The sequence below is a fragment of the Burkholderia metallica genome, assembly GCF_902832845.1.
Lineage (GTDB): Bacteria > Pseudomonadota > Gammaproteobacteria > Burkholderiales > Burkholderiaceae > Burkholderia > Burkholderia metallica.
In genome coordinates this window covers 533,239-557,133 of the sequence record NZ_CADFDB010000002.1, presented here as the reverse complement: position 1 = coordinate 557,133, position 23,895 = coordinate 533,239, and the positions used below count along the sequence as shown (strand labels likewise).

The window sequence follows — 23,895 nt, the reverse complement described above, 5'->3', positions numbered from 1 at the left end:
GCGGCGGGTTACATCTTCACCTGGTCGAGGAAGGTCTTCTTGCCGCTCTTGTAGCCGTAGATCGAGATGATCCCGTGCGTCAGGTCGCCCTTCGAATCGAACGTCGTCGTGCCGATCACGCCGTCGTACTTCGTCGCCGGCATCGCCGCCAGGATCTTCGCGGGATCGGTCGAGTTCGCGCGCTTCATTGCGTCGACCGCGATGTAGACCGCGTCATACGCGAACGGCGCATCGAACTTGATGCCCTGGTTGAAGCGCTTCTGGTACTTCGCGAGGAAGTCCGCGCCGCCCGGCATCTTCTCGAGCGCGGCGCCCGCCTGCGAGCACAGCACGTTGTCGGCCGCCGGGCCGGCCAGGTCGGCCAGCGAGTCGGTGCACACGCCGTCGCCGGACAGGATCTTCGCGCGCAGGCCGAGCTGCTTCGCCTGCTTCGCGAGCGGGCCGCCGGTTGCGTCCATGCCGCCGTACATGATCGCGTCCGGGTTCTCGCCCTTGATCTTCGTCAGAATCGCGCGGAAGTCGACCGCCTTGTCGTTGGTCGCGTCGTGCGACAGCACCTTCAGGCCGAGCGCCTTCGCCTTCTTCTCGAACTCGTTCGCGAGGCCCTGGCCGTACGCGGTCGAATCGTCGACCACCGCGACGCTCTTCACGCCCTTCGCCTGCGCGTAGCTCGCGAGCGCCGGGCCTTGCTGCGCGTCGGTCGCGACCACGCGGTAGGTGGTCTTGAAGCCTTGCTGCGTGTAGGTCGGGTTCGTGGCCGACGGAGAAATCTGCACGATGCCCGCGTCGCTGTAGATCTTCGACGCCGGGATCGACGTGCCCGAGTTCAGGTGGCCGATGACGGCGACGACCTTGTCGTCGACGAGCTTCTGCGCGACCTGCGTGGCCTGCCGCGGGTCGGCCGCGTCATCCTGCGCATCGAGTTGCAGCGTGATCTTCTTGCCGCCGATCACGAGCCCCTTCGCGTTGATCTCCTCGACCGCGAGGCGCGCGCCGTTCTCGTTGTCCTTGCCGAGGTGCGAGATGCCCCCCGTCGTCGGTTCGACGCTGCCGATCTTGACGACCTGGTCGGCCATCGCGGTCGATGCGGCCGCGAACGCGGCGGCAGCCAGTGCAACGGTGATCAGGGGTTTGCAGCGCATGCCGACAATGCTTCGTTCCATCTGCCATCTCCGAATTGAATGTCTTTCTATTGACGTCTCGACCGGCCGACGGCGAGGTCGGGGCGATCGGGCGAGTCTCCATACCCATCACGGGTTTCACTTGCATCGCCTCCTGCCTTTCGACGTGCGACCCGAACGGGCGGACGAAACGGGGCCGGATACGGTGCAATTCATATGAATATATATGAACCCGATTTGGCGCGCTGCGGCGCATCGCGTAGCGGAGCAGTGACGGCGTGGCCGGCGGCCGACATTCGAAGGCGCCGGATCCCGGAAATCGTGCGTCGCGGCAGGCCACCGGCTGCGACTCGCTGTCGATGCCCCGATGGCTGCATCCATTATTCGGCGGGCGGCCGGGACGAAGCCATGGACACTGATGTACGGTCAATCCGGAACTGTTCGGTCGATTCGTCTGCACAGTTTGGACGACTGTGCGTAGGCATCGGGTTACGTGCCGTGTTTCTTCGCAGTCGATGTCTGTGCATTAATGCAACTAACGGTCAAGTCCGCGCACGTCTGCGAGTTGACGCGCAGACGCGACCGCCCGCGCCACGCATTCAGCTTTGCAGAGGCCGGGGTTCATCCCGGCCGGCTCGCCGGCGGAGCGCCGGGCGCGACGGCGCCGTCACGACACGGCGCCGAGCCTACGAACGTCCGCGCCACGCGACGAAGATCACGCCGACGATCGCCAGCAGGCCGCCGCACACCGTCTCGATGCCGGGCTGCTCGCCCGTCAGCGCCATCGACAGCAGCGTTGCGACCGCCGGCGTCAGATAGAGGAAGTTGGCGGCGCGCGCCGCGCCGAAGTAGCCGAGCGCGAAGGTCCAGGTCGCGTAGCCGAGCGCGGCGGGGAAGATGCCGAGCGTCAGGACAGCCAGCGTCGTGTCGCGCGACCCGTAGTCCAGCGCCACGAGCGCACCTGGCAGCCACGGGGCGAGCAGCAACGCGCCGGCCAGCAGCGTGTACGCGGTGCACGCCAGCGCGCCGTATACCGGAATCAGCCGACGCTGCAGCACGAAATAGCTGGCCGAACACAGTGCCGCGCCGAGAATCAGCGTGCTGCCCGCACCGAGCACGAGGCCGCCCGGCTGCCCGCGTGCGATCACCGCGATGCCGGCGAGGCTGACCAGCGAGCCGAGCCAGCCCCAGCGATTGAAGCGCTCGCCCAGGAACACGGCGGCCAGCAGCGCCGTGAAGATCGGCAGCGTGTTCACAATGAAGCTCGCGGCGCCGGCCGATACCGTCTGCTCGCCGGTATTGAGCAGCGCGTTGTAGAGCGCGATGCCGAGAAAGCCGCACAGCCCGAAGCGCAGCGCGTCGCCGCGGGTCGGCACGCGCGGCCGCCGCACGGCCAGCCACACGACGATGAGCACGGCCGCGGTGGTGAAGCGCGCGGCCGCGAGCTGCAGCGGGGTCAGGCCGTGCAGGCCGATCCGGATGAACGGGAACGCGGACGCCCACGAAACGATCGTGAAGGCGACCGCACCGGCCGCGATCAGCGGCTGCCGCGCACGGCGCGACGACGGGATGGAGAATGTGTTCATGCGCCGATGATGCGGCGTGGCGAGATGCTAAGCTAGCGCACAGATCAGCATCCGGATATGAACATGATTCACAGCTCGAACCGGCGGCCGACCGGTGCTTCAGTCCGCGCGAAGCAGGGCACGGCGGCATTGCCCGCCGCCGTACCGACGCCGGGTGCGCGGCCGCCGCTCGCGAGCCTCGAGACGGTCTGCACGGTCGCGCGCGAGGGTTCGTTCCTGGCCGCGGCCGACGTCTCCGGCGTCACGCACGGCGCGATCAGCCGGCGCGTGGCCGCCGTCGAGAACTGGCTCGGCCTGAGATTGTTCGAACGTCATGCGCGCGGCGTGCGGCTGACGCCGGACGGCCAGCGCTTCGTCGGCCGGATCGAACAGGCATTCGCGATCATCGACAGTGCGGCCGATCAGTGGCGCTCGCCGCGTACGCCGCGGCTGGTCAGAATGAGCGTGGTGCCGGCATTCGCGCAGCTCTGGCTGCTCGAGCGCCAGCATGCGCTGGAGAGCGCGGCGCCCGCGTTGCGGATCGAGCTCGGCATCGATCTGCGCAACGTGGATATCGCCGGCGGGGAAGCGGACCTGTCGATCCGGTACGGGCGCGGCAACTGGCGTCAACTCGAGACCCGCACGTTCATGCCCGAACGGCTCTATCCGGTTGCGCATCCGCGGCTCGCCGCGCAATTGGCGACGGCGCGCCGCCGGCGCGGCGATGCCGCGCTGCTCGACCTGCCGCTGCTGCACGATTCCGACGTGACCGGCTGGCGCACGTGGTTCGACGCATTGGGCGTGCCGTTCAAGCCGCGCGTGCAGGATCGCCGTTTCGAGGATTACAACCTCGTGTTGGCCGCGGCCGAGGCGGGGCTCGGCGTCGCGCTCGCGCGCGTGCCGCTCGCCGATGCCTATCTGAAGCGCAGCGAACTCGTGCGCGTGAGCCGGCATGAGGTCGATTCGGTGCTTCGCTATTACTTCGTCCACGCGAAGGGGGAGAATCGGCCGGAAGTGCTGGCGTTGATGGAGCGAATGCGGGCGGCGGTGGAAGAGGGCGGCTAGCCCGGGACGGTATGCGATGACGGCCCGCCGCGGCGGCCCGTTTGGACGATGGAAGCGGTTCGCGCTACGCGGCACTAGGCCGCGGGTGCCGGATCGACGACAATGCGACCGCGAAAGCGATGAGAGGAAGAGATGAACGTGAATCGAACATGTATGCAGTCGTGGGGATGTCCAGGAGGACAACGATGAACAGGCCGGACAAATCGTCGAAAGCGCGTGCCGCGCTCGACCAGCTGTTTTCGGGCATGGCGCCCACGGACGAGACGCGCACGTCGCGTCCGGGCAATCCGTTCGAGGCGAGCGCGGGCGATGCCTCCGCCGACGGGCGTGGCGGGATCGAAGTCACGCTGTCGACCCGGATCCAGTTGCGCGGCTATCCGAATGCGAACGCATTCATGAAGCGCATGGCCGAAGCCTGGGGGCTGGAATGGGGGATGTACGACAGCGTCAAGGCGATCGCGACACTGCCGGCCGGATGGCGCGCGCGCCGGCTTCCGGACGTCACGCAGATCGTCGACGGACGCGATGTGCTGCGCGCGGAGAGCAGCCTGCAGGGCGGCGAGATGTCGTACCTGAAAGTGCATCCGCGGTATTACATCGATGCGCGTAAAGGGTTCGGCTGGGGCAAGTCGTCGAAGGCGTCCGACGATCCGGATCTCGACGGCCCCGACTGGAACTGCTTCGTGGTCGATCGCGAAAAGTCCGGCGAAGTGCACGAACTGACGACCTCGTCGCTGAAAGCCGACATGGACAATGCGCGCGCGACGCTGCTGAAGTGGCTCGACGAGAACTATCCGAAACATCGCGATCCGTTCGCATACTGGACGGATTGCGAACAGGCATCGTGACGATGCGCGGCTGCTCCACCCGGTATCGCGGGCACGCGTTACGCGACCGGCGCCGCAGCGAACGGCGCGCCTGCCGCTGCGACGCATCGGCCGGTTGCGATGGGAGCGTCGATTGAAACGGGCCGGTGTCGTCCCGGTGTTTTGGGCCGCGTTCGGCGCGGCGGTCGGCTCGACCGTCGTCGAGCTGCTGCTCTGGCCGATCGTCGGCGAGGACGCCATCGGGAACCTGTTGCGCGACACCCGGCTCACCGCGGCCATCGTGATGGGGCCCGGCGTGCTCGGCGCGTCCGCCGGCTTCGATCCGTGGGTCATGGCGGTGGCGAGCGTCGTGCATCTGGCGCTGTCGCTGGCCTATGCGGCGGTGCTGGCGACGGTGATCCGCACCCTGTCGCTTACGGCGGCGCTGCTCGCAGGCGGCGCGTTCGGCCTCATTCTGTACGGCGTCAACCTGTACGCGTTCACCACGATTTTTCCGTGGTTCATCCCGGTTCGCGGCGCGGTCACGCTCGTGGCCCATCTGGTTTTCGGGATCGCGGCTGCGGCTGCTTACCGTTTCGCGACGCGTTAGGCCGCACGCCGCACGCCGGCTAGCGGTTCCCCGCATCGATCATTTGCACCGGACCCCTGGAATAACCGGATGCGCCGCATCGTTTAGCCGTCAGGAGACCGTATTCGATGCGGCGGCGCGTTGCGGCCGCGTGGTGAATCGTGCGCGAACGATCCGGTCTGGCGTGCGGGTCGAGCCGCGCCGGCGACCGAATCGTCGGGGGCAATCAGGCAGGAGCCGATCATGTGCAACTGGTTTCGATCCGGGATGGGAATCGTCTGTCTCGGCTGTTCCGCGGCGGTCTTTGCGCAAACGTACGACGATCTGGCGGACAACACGGCGAACTGTCGTGCGGTCGTCGCGCAAGCGAACATCGACGGCACGGAGCAGCAGATCGTCGGGCGTGCGTGCCTGCAGGACGACGGCACGTGGCAGTTCGTGCAGCGTCCCGACGGTAGCATTCCATGGTATCCGGTGGCGGACTATCCGTATGCCGACCTGTGGTACTGGGGGCCGCCGCTATTCATCGGTGCAGGCGTGGGCTTCGTCTTCGTCGATCGCTTGCGCCACTTCCACCATTTCCACCACGTCGATCACGTTGGCCCGTTCAACGGGATCGAGCATCGCCGCTTCGGCATGCCGATCGGCGCGGGCTTTCACCGTGGCGCGTTCCCTGCCGGCACCGCCGGCCGCGGATTCGGCGGCATGCATTCGTTCGGCGGCGGGAGCGGATTCGGCGGCATGCGGCGACGTTAGGCGGTGGGGTGGTTTCGGGCCGATCCATCGTCGCGGGAGCGGCGGTTAGTCGAGCCGCCCGCGCAAGTCGTCGAATGGAATCATCACGTGCGTGCGATACGCGGGGCGTGCTTTCAGCCGTTCGTACCACGCTTGCACGTGCGGGAGGTCCGGCCGTGCGATGTCGAGTTCGAAATAGCGGTACAGGTGCGTGCCGGCCGCGATGTCGGCGAGCGTGAGCGCATTGCCCGCGAGAAACGGCTGCGCGGCCAGCACCGCATCGAGCTGCCGGAAATACTGCGCGCACTGCGCGATGCTCTGCGCGACGCGCGCCATGTCGCGCTGCTCGGGCGGCGTGCGGTAGTAGCCGCGGAACACGCCGTTCAGGAACGCCGGCTGCAGCGCAGTCTGCGACCAGTCCATCCAGCGATCGGCGCGCGACTGTTCGGCCGGATCGTCGTGCCAGAAGCCGGGGCGTCCGTAACGCGCGGCGAGGTAGCGCAGGATGCTGTGCGATTCCCAGACGACCGTGCCGCCGTCGTCGATTACGGGGACGCGCCCGTGCGGGTTCATCGCGAGAAAACCGGGCGTGTCGAGCACGCCGAACCGCCCGCCGGCCGGCACGTGCCGATGCGCGAGCGCGAGCTCGTCGACGAGCCACATCACCTTCTGGACGTTGAATGCATTGCGGCGCCCCCATATGGTCAGCATGCCGGCCTCCTCGTGTCGTGCGCAACGGATACGCGGACAGTGTATGCGCCGCAGGCGCGCACCACGGTGCGCGCCTGCCGGCTGTCGTCGTCGTTGCCGCAGTCGTGCGGCGACGCGATCAGAACTTGTGGCGAATCCCGACGATCGCGAGTTCCTGCGTATCGGTGCCGGAGTTCACACCGTACGAGCCGACCGACGCGGCGGCCTTCACGACCGCGCCGTTCGCATTGAGCGTGTTGCCGCTCGCCTTCTGGTAGCCGAACAGCGCATACAGGTCGGTGCGTTTCGACAGCGCGTAGTCGGCGCCGAGGTTGACCTGGTTGTAGTGCGCGGAAGCCGGGCCCGTGAGCGACGTGTAGTTGTAGCCGACGCCCGCGCGCAGTGCCGGCGAGAACTGCCAGTTGAAGAACGCCGAACCGTTGTTGAATTTCGCGTTCTGGCGGAAGGTCGACAGCGTGTCCGCGCCGTACTGCGTATTCGAATACGCGAGGCCGAAGGTGGCGGCCCCGGCCACGTACTGGCCGGCCACGCGCACGATCTGGATCGACTTCGCGCTCGAGAAGCCCTGGTTGATCACGGTGTTGAACAGCGTGTCCGAGCTGCTCGACCACGTGCGTACGCCGTTCGCGACGGTGGAGCCGCCGTTTGCATAGAAGAAGCCGGCGCCGAGCGACAGCGGGCCGTTCGCGTAGCTGGCGCCGAAGCTGTACGTGCGGCCGCTGCCGGTGGCGCCCGCGACGCCGCCGAAGCCGTACAGCCCCTCGAACTGGAAGCCCGAGATCAGCGGGCTCGTGTACTTCACCGAGTTGCTGACGCGCAGGCTGTTGTCGTAGTTGTCGAGGTCGCCCGGCGTCGCGAACACGCCGCCGAAGTAGTTGTCCTGCGTGAGACCCTGCACGAGATCGACGACCGGGTCGTACTGGCGGCCGAGCGTGACGGTACCGTACGTGCTGCTCGACAGGCCGACGACTGCCTTGCGGCCGAACTCGCGCGAGCCCTGGCCGAGCGCGCCCGTGCCGACGTTGAAGCCGTTTTCGAGCTGGAACAGCGCGGCCAGACCGCCGCCGAGATCCTCGGTGCCGCGCAGCCCCCAGCGGCTGCCCGACAGGTTGCCGCTGCTGAACTTGACGAGGTTCGACGCGTTGCTGCCGTTCGCGTTCTGCGCGTTGTGCACGTACGCGATGCCCGCATCGACGATGCCGTACAGCGTGACGCTGCTTTGCGCGTGAGCGCCGGCGGCATGGAGCGCGGCCGGCAGCGCGAGCAGTGCGAGTGAACGGATCTGTTTCATTGTTGGATTCCCCCGTTGGTCGATTGGTCTGACGAGTCGGTGAACGATACGGACAGCGCGTCGTCGAGGGAACCAATAATTTGTCGGATCGTTATGAGGCGAGGGTGGAGATGGGTGCGCGCGCAACGGATCGGCGGTGGGTGCGCAGAGTAGCAGCGGAGCGCGACGGACGTGCCGCCCTGTTGCCGCAGCGTTCCCGCTTACTGCTCCGCGTTCTCCGCCTCCGCGGTTTCACCGAGGAACCCGCCGCTCTGGTGCGCCCACAGCGCCGCATAGATGCCGCCCGCCTGCAGCAGCTGCTGATGCGTGCCTTCCTCGACGATGCGCCCTTCGTCGAGCACGATCAGCCGGTCCATCGCCGCGATGGTCGACAGCCGGTGCGCGATCGCGATCACCGTCTTGCCGCTCATCAGATCGTCGAGGCTGCGCTGGATCGCGACTTCAACCTCGGAATCGAGCGCGCTGGTCGCTTCGTCGAGCACGAGAATCGGCGCGTCCTTGAGCATCACGCGCGCGATCGCGACGCGCTGCCGCTGGCCGCCCGACAGCTTCACGCCGCGCTCGCCCACCTCGACGTCGTAGCCGCTGCGCCCGTGGCGGTCGCGCAGCCGCGCGATGAACTCGGACGCTTCCGCGCGCACCGCGGCGGCGTGCATCTCGCGCTCGGTGGCGTCGGGGCGGCCGTACAGCAGGTTCTCGCGCATCGTCCGGTGCAGCAGCGACGTATCCTGCGTGACCATGCCGATCGCGCTGCGCAGGCTGTCCTGCGTCACGTGCGCGATGTCCTGACCGTCGATCCGGATCGTGCCGCCGCCCACGTCGTAGAAGCGCAGCAGCAGGTTCACGAGCGTCGACTTGCCGGCGCCCGAGCGGCCGATCAGGCCGATCCGCTCGCCCGGCCGGATCGTCAGGTTCAGCCCGTCGAACACCGCGCGGTCGTTGTCCTCGTGCGCGAACTGCACGTTGTCGAACACGATTTCGCCGCGCTGCACCGCGAGCGGTGTCGCGTCGGGCGCGTCGACCACGCTGCGCACTTTCGTGAGCGTGTTGATGCCGTCCTGGATCGTGCCGACGTTCTCGAACAGCTCGGTCATCTCCCACATGATCCAGTGCGAATAGCTCGACAGGCGCAGCGCCATCGCGATCACCGCCGCGACCACGCCCGCGCTCGCCTCGCCGTGCATCCACAGATACAGCGCGAGGCCGCTCGAGCCGACCAGCAGCAGCGTCGACAGCAGGTGGTTGACGATCTCGAACGCGCTGACGAGCCGCATCTGCGCGTCGCCGGTCGCCTTGAACGCTTCCATCGCGCGGCGCGCGTGGTCGGCTTCCCGCCGCGTGTGCGAGAACAGCTTCACGGTCGTGATGTTCGAGTACGCATCGGTGATGCGGCCCGTCATCAGCGCGCGCGCATCGGCCTGGCGGCTGCCGACGGCGCCCAGGCGCGGCACGAAGTACGCGCACGCCACACCGTAGCCGAGCGCCCACAGCGCGAGCGGGATCATCAGCCGCCAGTCGAAGCTGGCGGCGAGCGCGAGGATGCCGACCAGGTACGCGGCGACGCCGATCACGACGTCGACCGACATGAACAGCGCGTCGCGCACCGCGAGCGCGGTCTGCATGATCTTGGTCGTCACGCGGCCCGCGAACTCGTTCGCATAGAACGACAGGCTCTGGTCGAGCATCAGCCGGTGAAACAGCCAGCGCAGCCGCATCGGGAAGTTGATCGCGAGCACCTGGTGCTTGACCATCGTATGCAGCGCGATCAGCAGCGCGCTGCCGGCGAGGATCGCCGCGAAACCGGCGAGCGTGCCGACGTGACGGCCGCCGAAATCCGCCGGTGTCGACGACGACAGCCAGTCGACCACGCGGCCCATCATCGCGAACAGCGCGGCTTCGTAAGCGGCCAGCGCGGCCGACGTCAGCGCGATCAGCAGGACCCAGCTGCGCGCGCCTTGCGTGCACGCCCAGACGAACGAGAAGAATCCCCGCGGCGGTGTAGCAGGATCTTCGAGCGGGAAGGTCGGCAGGCGCCGTTCAAACCACGAAAACATTGAAACCTCTCCTTGATGCGGCCACGCCGGCCGGCGCGGCCGGTATGGCCCGTTTCATGCACGGCATCGTATTGCACACGTGTTCACTGCGCGCGGATCGGCCGGCACGTCCGCGCGGGCGAAGATTGCGTCGTCGCCGCATCGCTCGGCGGCCAGTGTCGCATCGATTCAGTCCGGTTGCAGGGCGGTTGGGTGGTGCTGCCGCCGCGTCGGGTCTTTGCGTTGCCGGCGTCGCCGACGACCACAGAGGGCGCGGGCCGTACCGCGTTCGCCACGCGCGGTACGACCCGGCCGGGCTGCGAGAAGCCGGGCAGGCCAATCTCGTGCGCGGGACCGACGGCGGCGCGCACGTGCGCCATCGCGACGATCGTTTCGTTCGCGCGGTCCTGCATCGATGGCGCGAGCCGGTCGCCGCTGCTGCGGCCGGTACCTGCTTGTCCCGCGCGAATATGCCGATGCAGGGGGCGAGCGGGCTATTGACGCTCGGCAGCATCTCCCCGTCCGAAAGCGCGTGCCCGGCCCGTTCGACAGGCCGCGCATCGCGCTCTCAAAAAAGTCCTTGACTATCTATCTATGAGTAGATAAAGTTCAACCCATGGAAACGAAACCGACCGTCCGCGAACAGATTCTCGACCACGCGATCACGCTGATGATGCTGCGCGGTTACAACGGCTTCAGCTATCGAGACCTGTCCGATCTGGTGGGCGTGAAGACGTCGAGCATTCACTACTACTTCCCGTCGAAGGACGACCTCGTGCTGGAAGCGGTGTCGGTGTATAGCGACGACGTCCTCGCGGCCACGCGGGCGATCGATCCGGCGCTGCCGGCCGACGTGCAACTGAGCCTGTACACGAAGCTGTTCGGCCGCACGCTCGGCGACGGCAACATGATCTGCCTGTGCGGGATGCTGGCGGCCGATATCGAATCGTTGCCGGAGAACGTGCGGCAGGCCGTGCAGGCGTTCTTCAAGGCCAACGAAACCTGGCTCGCGGCATTACTGGCGCAGGGCGCGAAGGACGGCACGCTGCAGTTCAGCGGCAAGCCCGAAACGGCCGCCCGCACGTTGTACGCGGCGTTCCAGGGCAGCGTGCTGGCCAGCCGGCTGTTCAACACGCGGGCGCGTCTCGAGGATGTCGAGGCGGTCTGGAAAACGCGGCCCTGACGGGCGGCGCAAGCGGTCAGGCGGTTCGCCGCCTTTTGTTGGGTTTTATTGTCTATCTGTTAGTAGATAGATTGAATGGGCAGGTGGCTCGACCCCCTGCATTTTTTGGGGATGTTTATCTATCTATGAGTAGATAAATTGACGCGATACCGGCTGCCGGGCAGCCGGCGAGCGGTCCCCGGTTGGAAGGCTGTTTCACTCACTGATTGAAAAAGGAGTCTGTCATGTCGATCGAAAAAGTGCTGTACCGCGCTCATGCAAAAGCCACCGGCGGCCGTGACGGCCGCGCCACGGTGCCCGAAAGCGGCCTCGACCTGAAGCTGACCACGCCGCGCGAGCTTGGCGGCGCGGGCGGCGCAGGCGCGAACCCGGAGCAACTGTTCGCCGCCGGCTACAGCGCGTGCTTCATCGGCGCGATGAAGTTCGTCGCGGCCCGCGACAAGATCGCGATGCCCGCAGACGCCGCGATTGAAGGCAGCGTCGGCATCGGCGCGATTCCCGACGGCTTCGGCATCGAAGTCGAGCTGAAGATCTCGCTGCCGGGCGTTGACCGCGATGTCGCCCAGACGCTGATCGACCGTGCGCATCGCGTCTGCCCGTACTCGAACGCGACGCGCGGCAACATCGACGTTACGCTCACGCTCGTCTGATCGTACGCATTCCGAATCATTCCCGTCCCATCGTCATTCACAGGTTGAGCCAAGGAGTTACATCATGAAGATCGTCAAGCCGCTGCTGATCGCCGCCGCCGTTGCTGCCGCGCTGTCCGCCGTGCCCACCGCGTTTGCCGCCGGCACCGAAGCCGCCCGGCCCGATACGACGACGAGCGCGTTCCTCGCCGCGCTGAACGGCCAGAAGGGCCCGGGCCTCGAAACGCTGAGCCCCGCGAAGGCGCGCCAGGTGCTGGTCGATGCGCAGAACGGCACGAAGGTCGATCTGTCGGGCGTCGACGTGTCGAACCGCACGATCGAGCAGGACGGCGTGTCCGTGCCGGTCACGATCGTCCGCCCGCAAGGCGCGACGGGCGTGCTGCCGGTGTTCATGTTCATTCACGGCGGCGGCTGGGTGCTCGGCGATTTCCCGACGCATGAACGCCTCGTGCGCGACCTCGTCGTGCAGTCGGGCGCCGTCGCGGTGTTCGTGAATTACACGCCGTCGCCGGAAGCGCATTACCCGGTCGCGATCAACCAGGCGTATGCGGCGACGAAATGGGTGGCCGCGCACGGCGACCAGATCGGCGTCGACGGCAGCCGCCTCGCGGTGGTCGGCAACAGCGTCGGCGGGAACATGGCGGCCGTGGTGGCGCTGATGGCGAAGGACAAGGGTGGCCCCGCGATCCGCTTCCAGGGGCTGATGTGGCCGGTGACGGACCACAACTTCAACACGGGTTCGTACAACGCGTATCAGCAAGGGCACTTCCTGACGCGGCCGATGATGCGGTGGTTCTGGGACGCCTATACGAAGAACGAAGCGCAACGCAACGAGATCTACGCGTCGCCGCTGCGTGCGAGCACCGCGCAGTTGAAGGGCCTGCCGCCCGCGCTGATCCAGGTCGCGCAGTTCGACGTGCTGCGCGACGAAGGCGAAGCATACGGCCGCAAGCTCGACGCGGCGGGGGTGGACGCGACGACCACGCGCTACGACGGCACGATCCATGATTTCGGGCTCCTGAACGCACTGGCCGCGGATGCGCCGACGAAGGCCGCGACGAAGGCGATGGCGAATGAAATCGCGACGCGGTTGAAGTAACGTCGCAGGTTTGCACTCGTGCTGTTCGCGAAGCTGCGGGCGGCGCGGGTGCGAATGACGAGGAGGCGGGCGCGTGCCCGCCTTTGTTGCGTGCGGCGTGCGAGCGGGGCGAATGCGCGGGTCTGCACACCGCACATCGCACACCGTACGTCCGGACCGTCCGCGATTTTCGGTCCCGGTTCGGCAGCACGATCTCTTTCAGGAACGGCGCCACATCGCAGGCTTTGCGCTGAGCTTCACGTCGCGGCCCGACCCGGCTTGGCGTCGTCGCCGAACCCCGTGCCGCGGGCATTGTTGGTACGATCGCCCCTATCGTCCACGCCGGCGCCTCAATCAGCCGGCCATCGGTCGCGCGGCCGCCCGGCAGCGCGGCCACGTTCGGGAGAAGCGGTCCATGTTGCAGGCGTTCGCGGTATTGCTGGTCTTTCAGTGTCTCGGGGAAGGCGTGTCCCATCTGTTCGGTTTGCCGGTGCCGGGCCCGGTGATCGGCATGCTGCTGCTGTTCGGCTTCGTGATGCTGCGCCCGCAGGCGGCCGACGCGATCGAGCCGACCGCGCTCGAGCTGCTGCGCCACCTGTCGCTGCTGTTCGTGCCGGCCGGCGTCGGCATCATGGTGTCGGCCGACCGCGTGCGCGGCGATGCGCTCGCGGTCGTCGTCGCGCTGGCCGTCAGCACCACGCTCGCGATCGCGGTGACGGCGCTCGTCACGCGTGCGCTGCTGCGCCGCCAGCGGCGCGCGGGCGGCACCGCGGAGGGCGCGCAATGACGGCCTTCCCCACCCTCGGCGCGATCTGGGTCTATCTCGCCGCGACCCCATTGCTGGGCCTGACGATCACGCTGGTTGCGTATCTGGTCGCGCAGGCCGTCTATGCGCGGGCGCGCTTCAACCCGCTCGCGAATCCGGTGCTGATCGCGGTCGCGCTGATCGTCGTGGTGCTGACGGTCACGCATACGCCGTATCCGACGTATTTCGAAGGCGCGCAGTTCGTCCACTTCCTGCTCGGCCCCGCGACCGTCGCGCTCGCGCTGCCGCTGTACCGCCAGTGGTCGAAGCTGCGCCGCGCGGCGGTGCCGCTGCTGGTGGGCCTGCTCGCGGGCTCGCTGACCGCGATCGTGTCGGCGGTCGGCATCGCGGCGCTGTTCGGCGCCTCGCACCAGACCATCGCGTCGCTCGCGCCGAAATCGGCGACGACGCCGATCGCGATGGCCGTCGCCGCGGAAATCGGCGGGATTCCGTCGCTCACCGCGGTGCTCGTGATCTCGACCGGGATCTTCGGGGCGGTATGCGCGCGCGGCATTCTCAACGCGCTGCGTATCGAGGAGCCGGCCGTGCGCGGATTCGCGCTCGGCGTCGCATCGCACGGGATCGGCACCGCGCGCGCGTTCCAGGTCGGCGAGGAGGCCGGCGCGTTTGCCGGGCTCGGGATGGGGCTGAACGGCGTGCTGACGGCGTTCGTCGTACCGATCCTGCTGCCGGTGCTGTCGCGCTGGATCTGAGCGCCGGCCACGGCGGCTTATCGGTTTCCCTGATGGCGCGGGCGCGACGCCGGAATGACGGCGTGCTCGATGTGCATGTATCGTGGCCGTTATCGGGAGAATTCAGGAACGCACACGGACAACCGAATACTGTTCGGCTAACGTTGCATCGGCGCCAGTGTCGCAAGCGTTCGCGTGCGCGCCGGTGTCCGACCCATAACCAACATTCGACAATCGACAAGGAGATCCCGCCATGAAGCAGTCTCGCGTGGTTTCGGTGGCAGTAGCAGTAACGGCGTCGTTCGGTCTGCTGTTGACCGCCGCGCCGGCGGCATACGCGCAGGATCCGGCGTCCGCGCCGACGCAGAAGCAGCTCGACAAGGCGCAGAAGAAGGCGGCCCGCAAGGCGGCCCGGGCGCGACACGCGTCGGATCTGAAGGCGATCGGCACGGGTAGCGGCTACCGGCTGACCAACGACCAGAGCAACTATCCGCAGAACGCCGCAGCGAAGGCGCCCGCGACGAAGGCGGCGCCGGCCGCCCCGGCGTCGGGCCAGTAACGGCCGGACCCGGTACACAGCGCAAACGGCGCCGGTCGATCCGGCGCCGTTTGCGCTTGTGCGGGGCTGCCCGAACTGCCGGGCCGGCGCGTTACGACGCGAGCTTGCTCGCGAGTTCCGCGACGTGCTTGCCCTGGTAGCGCGCGATGTCGAGCTCGTTCGCGCTCGGCTGGCGGCTGCCGTCCGCGCCCGCGAGCGTCGTCGCGCCGTACGGCGTGCCGCCGGTGATTTCGTTCATGTTGACGAGCCCGCTGCACGCATACGGCACGCCCACGATCACCATCCCGTGGTGCAGCAGCGTCGTGTGGAACGACGTGATCGTCGTTTCCTGGCCGCCGTGTTGCGTGCCGGTGGACGCGAACACGCTGCCGATCTTGCCGACAAGCGCGCCCTTCATCCACAGGCCGCCGGTCTGGTCGAGAAACGTGCGCATCTGGCCGGCCATGTTGCCGAAGCGGGTCGGCGTGCCGAAGATGATCGCATCGTAGTCGGCGAGTTCGTCCACGGTCGCGACCGGTGCGGCCTGGTTGACCTTCACGCCGATCGCGCGGGCCTGGTCGACGGGAATCGTCTCCGGCACGCGCTTGAGCGTGACCTCGACGCCCTGCACCGATCGCGCGCCTTCCGCGATGTGCTGCGCCATCGTTTCGACGTGCCCGTAGGACGAGTAATACAGCACGAGTACCTTGGCCATGTTGCGAATCTCCGATTAAAAGGGCCCCGCGTTCAGCGGAGCCCGGTTTCCCGAACGGGTTTTATGCCCACTCGGCCGTTACTTCGACCGGACGCAGGTCGAACACCAGCACTTCGGCATCCTTCCCGTCGGCGAACGTCAGCGCCTGTTCGCCCCGGATGCGCGCGCCGTCGCCTTCGCCGAGCGTCACGCCGTTGACCGTCACGCTGCCGCGCGCCACATGCACGTAAGCGAAGCGGCCCGGATCAAGTGCCAGTGTCGCGCTTTCGGCCCCGTCGAACAGGCCCGCGTAAATCCGGGTGTCCTGCCGGATCTTCAGCGAACCGGCGTCGCCGTTCGGCGATACGACGAGTGCGAGCTTGCCGCGCTTGTCGTCGGCCGCGACATTCGTCTGCTGATAGCGCGGCTCGGCACCTTTCTCGGCCGGCCCGACCCAGATCTGCAGGAAGTGGACCGGCGTTTCCGGCGAGTGGTTGAACTCGCTGTGGCGTACGCCGGTGCCCGCGCTCATCAACTGCACGTCGCCCGGCACGATCACCGAACCGGTGCCCATCGAATCCTTGTGTTCCAGCGCGCCGTCGAGCACGTACGACAGGATCTCCATGTCGCGGTGCGGGTGCGTGCCGAAGCCGCGGCCCGGTGCGACGCGGTCGTCGTTGATCACCAGCAGGTCGGAGAAGCCGACTTGCTTCGGATCGTAGTAATTCGCGAACGAAAACGTATGACGGGAACTGAGCCAGCCATGCTCCGCACGGCCACGTTGGTTTGCTGCACGGACTTCGATCATGATTTTTTCCTCAAGACGCCGGACCTCGGAAGTGGGCCCGGCCGTTCGTTGAGATGAATCTTAGGTCAATCGATTTGACAAATAAATGGCTGTAGAGATAATGACTGTCGCTATGGAGTGGACAATATGGAACTCAACGATCTGAGGATCTTCGTCGCGACGGTCGATGCGGGCAGCTTCACGGCGGCGGCCGATCAATTGATGCTGTCCAAGCAGTTCGTCAGCCGGCGCACGATGGCGCTGGAGGCGTCGCTCGGCGTGCGGCTGTTGCACCGGAACACGCGCAACCTCGCGGTGACCGAATCGGGGCAGGAGTTTTATGTGCGCGCGCAGCGGATCCTGGCCGAGATCGCCGACGCCGAGCAGGCGATGTCGGTGCGCAGCACCGAGCTGCACGGGTCGCTGAAGATCAGCGCGCCGCTGTCGTTCGGGATCACGCACGTGTCGCCGCTGGTCGCCGAATTCCTGTCCGCGCATCCGGCCGTGCGGCTGAACCTCGACCTGACCGACCGGCGTGTCGACGTGATCGGCGAGGGTTTCGATCTGGTGCTGCGGATCGGCTCGCTCGAGGATTCGACGTTGATCGCGCGCCCGCTCGGCGCATGGCGGATGATCGCGTGCGCGAGCCCCGCCTATCTGAAGCGGCACGGCACGCCCGCGACGCCGGCCGACCTCGCCGGCCATACGTGCGTGCTGTACGGGCGCGAGCGGCGCGTGGGCTGGGAATTCCGCGTCGACGGCGCGGCGCGCACGTTCGACGTGCAGGGGCCGCTCGTCGCGAACAACGGCGAAGTGGTGCGCGACGCGGCGATCGCGGGGCTCGGCATCGCGCTGCTGCCGCACTTCATCGTCGGCGCGGCGCTCGACAGCGGCGCGCTCGTGCCGGTGCTCGACGCGTACGCGCCGTCGCCGATCACGCTCAATGCGGTGTTCCCGCAGCATCGGGAAGGGTTCGTCACGCTGCGCACGTTCATCGGGTTTCTTGCGGAACGGTTGGGGGAGGGGGGGCCGGCGGAGCAAGGCGGGGCAGGCAGCCGGCGGTAGCGGGCGGTGTGCGGCGAATGACGGTGCTATTCTCCGCATAATTTGCGGAGAATATTGAGTCATGCGGGGAATCGGTGGGATAATCTCCGCATCATGAGCGGAGATTACACCTACATCTGGGAGTCGGCCGACTGGCCTGCCTGGCGCTTCGACGTCGCTGCACTGGCGACGCCACTCGCCGACGTCAGCCGTGCGCAAGGCATGCTGGCCGGGCGGCTGGCGGATGTCGGCCTGGCGTTGCGCGACGAGGCCAGCCTGGCCGCGCTGACGGAGGACGTCGTCAAGACCAGCGCGATCGAGGGCGAAAACCTGAACGTGGCATCGGTCCGGTCGTCGATCGCTCGCCGGCTCGGGGTCGATATCGGTGCGCTGGCGCCGGTCGATCGTCACGTCGAGGGCGTGGTCGACATGGTGCTGGACGCGACGGCCCATGCGGCGGCGCCGGTCACGGACGCCCGGCTGTTCGGATGGCATGCGGCGCTGTTTCCGACCGGCTACTCGGGGATGTCGCGGATCACGGTCGGCGGCTGGCGCACGGATGCCACCGGGCCGATGCAGGTCGTGTCCGGTCCGATCGGCCGGCAGCGCGTGCATTTCGAGGCGCCGCCCGCCGTGCGCGTCGCCAGCGAGATCGCGCGTTTTCTCACGTGGCTCAATGGCCCACCGGCCGAGCCCTTGCTGATCCGCGCCGGCCTGGCGCACCTGTGGTTCGTCACGCTTCATCCATTCGACGATGGCAACGGCCGGATTGCGCGCGCGCTCGGGGATCTGGTCCTCGCGCGCGCCGACCGCAGTCCGCAGCGCTTCTATAGCCTGTCGGCGCAAATCCAGCGCGAGCGCAACGCGTACTACGACGTGCTGGAGCGTACGCAGCGCGGTTCGCTCGACGTCACGGAATGGCTCGCATGGTTCCTGACCGCGCTCGGCAGGGCCATCGATCACGCGCACGTGACACTCGACGCGGTGCTGGTCAAGGCGCGCTTCTGGCAGCGCTGTGCGGGCTTCGCGATGAACGAACGCCAGGTCAAGGTCATGAATCGCCTGCTCGACGGCTTCGAGGGGAGGCTGACGACCACCAAGTGGGCAGCGCTGGCGAAGTGCTCGCAAGATACCGCGCTGCGGGACATCACCGAACTCGTCGAGCACGGCGTGCTGCGTCGCTCGTCGTCCGGCGGGCGGAGCACGAGTTACGAGTTGATGGCGATCGACGGCTGATGCCGGCCGAGTTTGCGCGTTCGTACCGCGGGCGATCGGACACGACGCGATGCCGGCGTTCGCGAGCGTCACCGTTGCCACGCCGGACGTGCTCGACAAGGCGCGGCTGAAGGCGTTGCCGCGCACGATTCTGCGTGCGAAGGGCATCGTGCGCGTGGCCGATGCGCACGGCACGGTCGCTACGCGCGTCTGTCAGGTCGCCGCGCGGCGCATCCGGTTCTCGTCGATGGAAGACGAAGGGCGGGCCGCGCACGAAGGAGACGGCGGGATGGGGTTCATCGGTGCCGCCGTGGAAGCCGCATTGCGTGACGGCATCGTGCGATGCAGCGTGGCAACCTCGACGGTTGCGCCTGCATCGAACGTCGATTGATCGACGTCGCGCATTCAGGTTAGGCTTCGGCGAGCAACGGCATGCGCCACGTGCCGGGCCGGGCGTTTTTACCTCGAATGCCGCGTGCAGGTAGCTTCTACAGGCGCGCGATCCAGCGACGATCCAAGCCGATGACCATCCCGAATCGATCGAATGCGCGCGGGCAAGCCGCGACTCCCGCACGTGATGCATCACACATGCATCTGCGATCCATCGCGTCCGCCGCGTGGCTGGCACTGCTGCCGCTCGCCACGCATGCGGCCGGCTTCGACTGCACGAAAGCCGCTTCACCAACCGAGAAGGCCATTTGCGCAGATGCCGCGCTGTCGAAGCTCGACGGCGACCTCACGGCGGCGTGGAAGCAGGCGCTCGCAAAAGGCGGCGATACGGCCGCGCTGAAGGCCGCGCAGTTGAAGTGGCTCAAGCAGCGCGACCGGTGCGACGCCGACGCATCGTGCCTGGGCGACCGCTACCGCGAACGCCTCGCGAGCCTGAACGGCAAGCCGCTGGCTGCCGATCGCTGGCAGCAGACGTGGTACTTGACGAACGACAACCCGTCGTTCGGCGGCGCGCTGACCTTCACGGGCTCGCCGCCGCGCCTGCATTTCGAACTCAGCGGCAACAACGGCGCGAACACCGGCGGGCTCGACGGCGACATCGTGCTGCACGGCGAAAGCGGCACCTATCGCAAGGACACGTGCCGGCTCGATTTCGAACGGAAGGGCGCGCGCATCCGCGTCACGCAGCACGGCGCGGATGTCGATTGCGGTGCCGGCTCGGGCGTGTTCTACGGCGGCGAGTATGTGACCGCGGCGCAGTTCCAGGCGAAGCCGGCGGCCGACCTGCTGAGCCTCAAGGTCGTTGATGACGCGACGCAGAATGCGGCCGCGCACAAGCTGCTCGGCGCGGATTATCAGACGCTCGTCGACATCGTCAATTACAGCGCCGACGAGAAGGATCTCGACGGGCTCAACGCGCGTGTGAATTCGTACTGGGTGCGCGGTATCGCGACGACGAATGCCGCGATCGTGATGCACCGCGGTAGCGATCTGTGGATCGGTGTGCTCGTGTTCGACGCGCAGAGCAACGTCCGGATGCGCTATTACACGAACGTGCCGGCGTGGAAGAAGCGCGTGCCGAAGACCATCCTGGCGTGGCATGACAATCTCGACAAGACGCTGCCGGTCGACGTGATGCAGTGACGGGCGGGCCGGGCGGCTGAAGCCGCCCGGCGCACCTTCATTTCTTTCGCGCTGCGCGCGCCTGCGCCGGCGCCGCAACCGATTCCCGCGTGCGCAACTCCGGCTGCACCGCATGACCGGGCCCCGTTGCGCCGTTTTCGAGTGCGTCGAGCAAGGTCTGAGCGGCCTGGCGCCCGATCGCGTCGGTGTCGACCCACATCGTCGTCAACGGCGGCTGGATCTCGCGTGCGAGTGCGATATCGTCGAACCCCGTGATCGACAATTGTGCGGGCACGTCGATGCCGAGCGCCTGCGCCTCGAGCAACGCGCCCAGCGCGAGCGCATCGTTGCCGCAGATCACGGCCGTCGGTCGCGTTGCTGCGTCGCTGCCGACGATCGCGCGCAGGCTCGCCCGCCCGAACGCGATCGTGCCCGCGCCTTCGTGCTGATGGACAGGGCGTACCGCGAGCCCGTGCGCGGCCAGCGTGTCGTGAATGCCGCGCAGGCGGGCCTGCACGCGGTCGTTGTCCGCCGACGGCTGCATGATGATCGCGAAATCGCGATGGCCGAGGTCGAGCAGGTGAGTGGTGAGCCGCGCGAACGCCGCGCGGTTGTCGAAGCCGATGCAGCAGTGCGGGCTGTCGTCGCGATATGCATACGTGACGACGTACGGCACGCGGTGCATCGCAAGCAGTTCGAACAGTTCCGGCGGATACGCTTCGCCGACCAGCGACACGGCTTCCACGCCGCGCGACAGCATCGCGCGCACCTGGGCCAGCGCCTGCGCGGGATCGTAGTTCGAGCAGCCGAGGAACAGCGTGATGCCGTGCTCGGCCATGACCGTCTGCATGCCCGCGACCTGCGATGCGAACACCTGGTCGTCGAGCGTCGGAATGATCGCGCCGGTGATGTGGGTGCGCGTGGACGCGAGCGCACGCCCGGCCGCGTTCGGAATCCAGTTCAGCGTGCGCGCCGCGTCGTGCACGCGCTGCTGCACGTCGGCCGACACCTTGCCGGGATCGTTGTACACGCGCGAGACGGTCGCGGTCGACACGCCGGCCAGTTTCGCGACATCGCCGAGCACCGAGCGGCCGCTGCCGCGGCGCGCGCGGGGCGCGCCGCCGCGTGACGGAGGCGTGCTGCTCATCGGCCGGCTCCCGGCGTGGCGGCGGTGGCGGCGCCACGCGTGGTCAAATGCGTCATTGTTTACCCTCGATTCATGGTGGCACCGCTTGCATTCTCGCGAGACCCTGTGAGAATGTAAGCGCTATCTTGACGTGCGTCCATATTATGTCAGTCCTGCATTCTATCCATATCGTGAAATTTGTATCGACGACGGTCGCTCCGGCCGTTTTGTCGATCGAAAATGTAAGCGGTTACATTCGGAAATGAGCAACGCCTACCCACCTCGTATCGCCGTCGTCGGCAGCGTGAACATCGACCTCGTCACGCGCGCGCCGCGCCTGCCGGTGCCGGGCGAGACGCTGCTCGGCACGGATTTCCAGACCGTTCACGGCGGCAAGGGGGCGAACCAGGCGGTCGCGGCCGCGCGCCTGGGCGCGTCGGTCGCGATGATCGGCTGTGTCGGCGACGACGCGTTCGGCGCGCGCCTGCACGACGCGCTGGCGGCAGAGGGCATCGACCTGACGCATCTCGACCGAATCGGCGGTGCGGCGACCGGGGTGGCCACGATCACGGTCGACGAAGGCGGCGCGAATAGCATCGTTGTCGTGCCCGGTGCGAATGCGCGGCTCGATGCCGACCGGATCGACGTGGCGCGCGAAGCGATCGCCGGGGCCACGATGCTGGTGTGCCAGCTCGAAGTGCCGGTGACGACGGTCGCGCGCGCCATTGCCTGTGCATCCGCGCACCACACGCCGGTGCTGCTCAATCCCGCGCCCGCGCAGCCGCTGTTCGACGCGCTGCTGGCACGGGTCGACTACCTCGTCGTCAACGAAACCGAAGCCGAGTCGCTGACCGGCATCGCCGTCGGCGACGACGCGTCCGCCGTGCGTGCCGCCGAGGCGCTGCGCGCGAAGGGCGTGGGCAACGTGCTGGTCACACTCGGCGCGCGCGGCGTGTGCTGGCGCGGCGGTGCGGGCAACGGCCGTCTGCGGGCGATGCCGGTGGTCGCAGTCGATACGACCGCGGCCGGCGACACGTTCGTCGGCGGGTTCGCGGCCGCCCGCGCGGGCGGCGCATCGATGAACGACGCGATCGACTTCGGCCAGCGCGCCGCCGCGATCAGCGTGACGCGCTACGGCGCGCAGACCTCGATCCCGACGCGCGACGAAGTGGCGCGCGTGGAATCCTGAATTCCGCATCAGACGGACAGGCCGGAACCGGCCGACACCAGTGACATGGAGACAACCGCAATGAACGAAACCCCGACCGTTCCGCCCGCACCGCCACGTATCCGGCGCGGACAACGTATCGCGCTCGCGCTGTTGATGGTGAGCGGGATCGTCAACTACCTCGATCGCGGCACGCTGGCCGTCGCAAGCTCGGCGATCCGCGGCGATCTCGGCCTGTCGCTCGCCCAGATGGGGCTGCTGTTGTCGGCCTTTTCGTGGAGCTATGCGTTGTGCCAGTTTCCGGTCGGCGGGCTGGTCGACCGCATCGGGCCGCGCCGGCTGCTCGGGATCGGCTTGATCGTGTGGTCGTTCGCGCAGGCGGCGGGCGGCATCGTGTCGACGTTCGGCTGGTTCATCGTCGCGCGCATCGTGCTCGGCATCGGCGAGGCACCGCAGTTCCCGTCGGCCGCGCGGGTGGTGAGCAACTGGTTTCCGCTGCGCGCGCGCGGCACGCCGACCGGGATCTTCAACGCGGCGTCGCCGCTCGGCACCGCGCTCGCGCCGTTGCTGCTGTCGGTCCTCGTCGCGTCGTTCGACTGGCGCTGGGCGTTCATCGCGACGGGCGCAGCCGGTCTCGTCGTCGCCGTCGTCTGGTTCGCGCTGTACCGCGATCCGGTGCGCGCGCAACTGACTGCCGCCGAGCGCGATTATCTCGACGCCGATGCGCAAAGCACGGTCGCGGCGCCGAAGCTGACGTTCGCCGAATGGCGCGGCCTGTTCTCGCACGGCACGACCTGGGGGATGCTGATCGGCTATTTCGGTTCCGTCTACCTGAACTGGGTGTACCTGACCTGGCTGCCGGGCTACCTGACGATGGAGCGGCACATGAGCCTGATCCGCACCGGCTTCGCCGCGTCGGTGCCGTTCCTGTGCGGATTCGTCGGGTCGCTGCTGGCCGGCTGGTTGTCGGATCTGGTCACGCGCCGCAGCCGTTCGCCGGTCGTGAGCCGGCGCAATGCGGTGGTGGTCGCGATGCTCGGGATGGTCGCGTTCACGATTCCCGCCGCGCTCGTGCAGAGCAACACGGTCGCGCTCGCCTGCATTTCGGTCGTGATCTTTCTCGCCAACGCGGCGTCGGCCTGCTCGTGGGCGCTCGCGACGGCGGCCGCGCCGCCGAGCCGCATCGCGTCGCTCGGCGCGATCCAGAATTTCGGCGGTTTCATCGGCGGCGCGCTCGCGCCGATCCTGACGGGCATCATTGCGCAGAAGTGGTCGTTCGTGCCGGCGCTGCTGACGGCCGCGGCGATCGCGTTCGCGGGCGCGATCGCGTACCTGCTGCTGGTGCGCAAGCCGATTCCCGAGCAGGCCGCGAACGCCGCGCCCGGGCCGTTGCCGGCCTGAGCACGCAGTATGCGCGCCGCATTCAC

General features: G+C 67.7%; 25 protein-coding genes. 16 read left to right on the top strand and 9 right to left on the bottom strand.

Annotated features, from left to right (window positions below; all coding sequences use genetic code 11):
- Positions 1-8: 8 nt before the first annotated feature.
- Together HWX08_RS09830 and HWX08_RS09825 are read right to left on the bottom strand one after the other, a co-directional pair.
- Positions 9-1,163, bottom strand: a complete 1,155-nt coding sequence (locus HWX08_RS09830; protein ID WP_069258727.1) for a branched-chain amino acid ABC transporter substrate-binding protein — start codon at positions 1,161-1,163, stop codon at positions 9-11.
- A 644-nt stretch (positions 1,164-1,807) separates the two neighbouring features.
- Positions 1,808-2,707: a DMT family transporter gene (locus tag HWX08_RS09825; RefSeq protein ID WP_174921449.1), complete on the bottom strand. Its 900-nt coding sequence runs from the start codon at positions 2,705-2,707 to the stop codon at positions 1,808-1,810.
- Positions 2,708-2,764: 57 nt separating this feature from the next.
- Between HWX08_RS09825 and HWX08_RS09820 the strand changes: the two genes are divergently transcribed.
- From HWX08_RS09820 to HWX08_RS09805, 4 genes are all read left to right on the top strand, one after another.
- Complete coding sequence (locus tag HWX08_RS09820) at positions 2,765-3,751, top strand: LysR substrate-binding domain-containing protein (protein WP_174921448.1); 987 nt, start codon at positions 2,765-2,767, stop codon at positions 3,749-3,751.
- Between the two features lie 185 nt (positions 3,752-3,936).
- Positions 3,937-4,599, top strand: coding sequence for a nitroreductase (locus HWX08_RS09815; protein ID WP_174921447.1), 663 nt, complete (start codon positions 3,937-3,939; stop codon positions 4,597-4,599).
- Positions 4,600-4,711: 112 nt separating this feature from the next.
- The gene (locus tag HWX08_RS09810) at positions 4,712-5,167 is read left to right on the top strand and encodes a sodium:proline symporter (protein WP_069258723.1); all 456 of its coding nucleotides are present in this window, start codon (positions 4,712-4,714) and stop codon (positions 5,165-5,167) included.
- A 222-nt stretch (positions 5,168-5,389) separates the two neighbouring features.
- Entirely contained in the window at positions 5,390-5,902 is a 513-nt protein-coding gene (locus HWX08_RS09805; protein WP_174921446.1) for a hypothetical protein, read from the top strand.
- 45 nt (positions 5,903-5,947) lie between these two features.
- Here the strand turns inward: HWX08_RS09805 and HWX08_RS09800 are convergent, their stop codons facing one another.
- The 4 genes from HWX08_RS09800 to HWX08_RS09785 form a co-directional block, all read right to left on the bottom strand.
- Positions 5,948-6,592 (bottom strand): glutathione S-transferase family protein, encoded by a 645-nt coding sequence (locus HWX08_RS09800; protein WP_174921445.1) that lies wholly within the window; start codon positions 6,590-6,592, stop codon positions 5,948-5,950.
- Positions 6,593-6,710: 118 nt separating this feature from the next.
- Positions 6,711-7,883 (bottom strand): porin, encoded by a 1,173-nt coding sequence (locus HWX08_RS09795; protein ID WP_174921444.1) that lies wholly within the window; start codon positions 7,881-7,883, stop codon positions 6,711-6,713.
- A gap of 200 nt (positions 7,884-8,083) precedes the next feature.
- Complete coding sequence (locus HWX08_RS09790) at positions 8,084-9,937, bottom strand: ABC transporter ATP-binding protein (RefSeq protein WP_174921443.1); 1,854 nt, start codon at positions 9,935-9,937, stop codon at positions 8,084-8,086.
- Between the two features lie 83 nt (positions 9,938-10,020).
- A complete protein-coding gene (locus HWX08_RS09785) occupies positions 10,021-10,329 on the bottom strand; it encodes a hypothetical protein (RefSeq protein ID WP_244122692.1) in 309 nt (102 codons plus the stop codon).
- 203 nt (positions 10,330-10,532) lie between these two features.
- Here HWX08_RS09785 and HWX08_RS09780 point away from each other — a divergent pair, with 203 nt between their 5' ends.
- The 6 genes from HWX08_RS09780 to HWX08_RS09755 all read left to right on the top strand — a co-directional run bounded on the left by HWX08_RS09780 (position 10,533) and on the right by HWX08_RS09755 (position 14,883).
- Complete coding sequence (locus HWX08_RS09780) at positions 10,533-11,099, top strand: TetR/AcrR family transcriptional regulator (RefSeq protein WP_174921442.1); 567 nt, start codon at positions 10,533-10,535, stop codon at positions 11,097-11,099.
- A 224-nt stretch (positions 11,100-11,323) separates the two neighbouring features.
- Positions 11,324-11,749: an organic hydroperoxide resistance protein gene (locus HWX08_RS09775; RefSeq protein ID WP_069258708.1), complete on the top strand. Its 426-nt coding sequence runs from the start codon at positions 11,324-11,326 to the stop codon at positions 11,747-11,749.
- 64 nt (positions 11,750-11,813) lie between these two features.
- Entirely contained in the window at positions 11,814-12,848 is a 1,035-nt protein-coding gene (locus HWX08_RS09770) for an alpha/beta hydrolase (protein ID WP_174921441.1), read from the top strand.
- 394 nt (positions 12,849-13,242) lie between these two features.
- The gene (locus HWX08_RS09765; RefSeq protein ID WP_107311577.1) at positions 13,243-13,614 is read left to right on the top strand and encodes a CidA/LrgA family protein; all 372 of its coding nucleotides are present in this window, start codon (positions 13,243-13,245) and stop codon (positions 13,612-13,614) included.
- On the top strand, positions 13,611-14,345 hold the full coding sequence (locus tag HWX08_RS09760; RefSeq protein ID WP_107311576.1) for an LrgB family protein: 735 nt from the start codon (positions 13,611-13,613) through the stop codon (positions 14,343-14,345). The genes HWX08_RS09765 and HWX08_RS09760 overlap by 4 nt, the downstream gene beginning before the upstream one ends.
- A gap of 232 nt (positions 14,346-14,577) precedes the next feature.
- Positions 14,578-14,883, top strand: coding sequence for a hypothetical protein (locus HWX08_RS09755; RefSeq protein ID WP_069258704.1), 306 nt, complete (start codon positions 14,578-14,580; stop codon positions 14,881-14,883).
- A gap of 91 nt (positions 14,884-14,974) precedes the next feature.
- On the opposite strand, the gene wrbA is transcribed toward HWX08_RS09755, so the two are convergent.
- On the bottom strand, positions 14,975-15,577 hold the full coding sequence (wrbA, locus tag HWX08_RS09750; RefSeq protein WP_174921440.1) for an NAD(P)H:quinone oxidoreductase: 603 nt from the start codon (positions 15,575-15,577) through the stop codon (positions 14,975-14,977).
- 61 nt (positions 15,578-15,638) lie between these two features.
- On the bottom strand, positions 15,639-16,364 hold the full coding sequence (locus tag HWX08_RS09745; RefSeq protein WP_174921439.1) for a pirin family protein: 726 nt from the start codon (positions 16,362-16,364) through the stop codon (positions 15,639-15,641).
- A gap of 126 nt (positions 16,365-16,490) precedes the next feature.
- Between HWX08_RS09745 and HWX08_RS09740 the strand changes: the two genes are divergently transcribed.
- The 4 genes from HWX08_RS09740 (at position 16,491) to HWX08_RS09725 (ending at position 20,195) form a co-directional block, all read left to right on the top strand.
- Positions 16,491-17,408, top strand: coding sequence for a LysR family transcriptional regulator (locus HWX08_RS09740; protein WP_174921438.1), 918 nt, complete (start codon positions 16,491-16,493; stop codon positions 17,406-17,408).
- Between the two features lie 93 nt (positions 17,409-17,501).
- Positions 17,502-18,623: a Fic family protein gene (locus HWX08_RS09735; RefSeq protein ID WP_208454950.1), complete on the top strand. Its 1,122-nt coding sequence runs from the start codon at positions 17,502-17,504 to the stop codon at positions 18,621-18,623.
- 49 nt (positions 18,624-18,672) lie between these two features.
- Positions 18,673-18,993, top strand: a complete 321-nt coding sequence (locus tag HWX08_RS09730; RefSeq protein ID WP_244122693.1) for a CobW C-terminal domain-containing protein — start codon at positions 18,673-18,675, stop codon at positions 18,991-18,993.
- Between the two features lie 197 nt (positions 18,994-19,190).
- The gene (locus HWX08_RS09725) at positions 19,191-20,195 is read left to right on the top strand and encodes a lysozyme inhibitor LprI family protein (RefSeq protein ID WP_069258700.1); all 1,005 of its coding nucleotides are present in this window, start codon (positions 19,191-19,193) and stop codon (positions 20,193-20,195) included.
- Between the two features lie 37 nt (positions 20,196-20,232).
- On the opposite strand, the gene HWX08_RS09720 is transcribed toward HWX08_RS09725, so the two are convergent.
- Complete coding sequence (locus HWX08_RS09720) at positions 20,233-21,321, bottom strand: LacI family DNA-binding transcriptional regulator (RefSeq protein ID WP_174921437.1); 1,089 nt, start codon at positions 21,319-21,321, stop codon at positions 20,233-20,235.
- 241 nt (positions 21,322-21,562) lie between these two features.
- Between HWX08_RS09720 and rbsK the strand changes: the two genes are divergently transcribed.
- Both rbsK and HWX08_RS09710 read left to right on the top strand, forming a co-directional pair.
- Positions 21,563-22,489, top strand: a complete 927-nt coding sequence (rbsK, locus tag HWX08_RS09715; protein ID WP_174921436.1) for a ribokinase — start codon at positions 21,563-21,565, stop codon at positions 22,487-22,489.
- Between the two features lie 60 nt (positions 22,490-22,549).
- Entirely contained in the window at positions 22,550-23,869 is a 1,320-nt protein-coding gene (locus HWX08_RS09710; protein ID WP_174921435.1) for an MFS transporter, read from the top strand.
- The last annotated feature ends 26 nt before the right edge of the window (positions 23,870-23,895 follow it).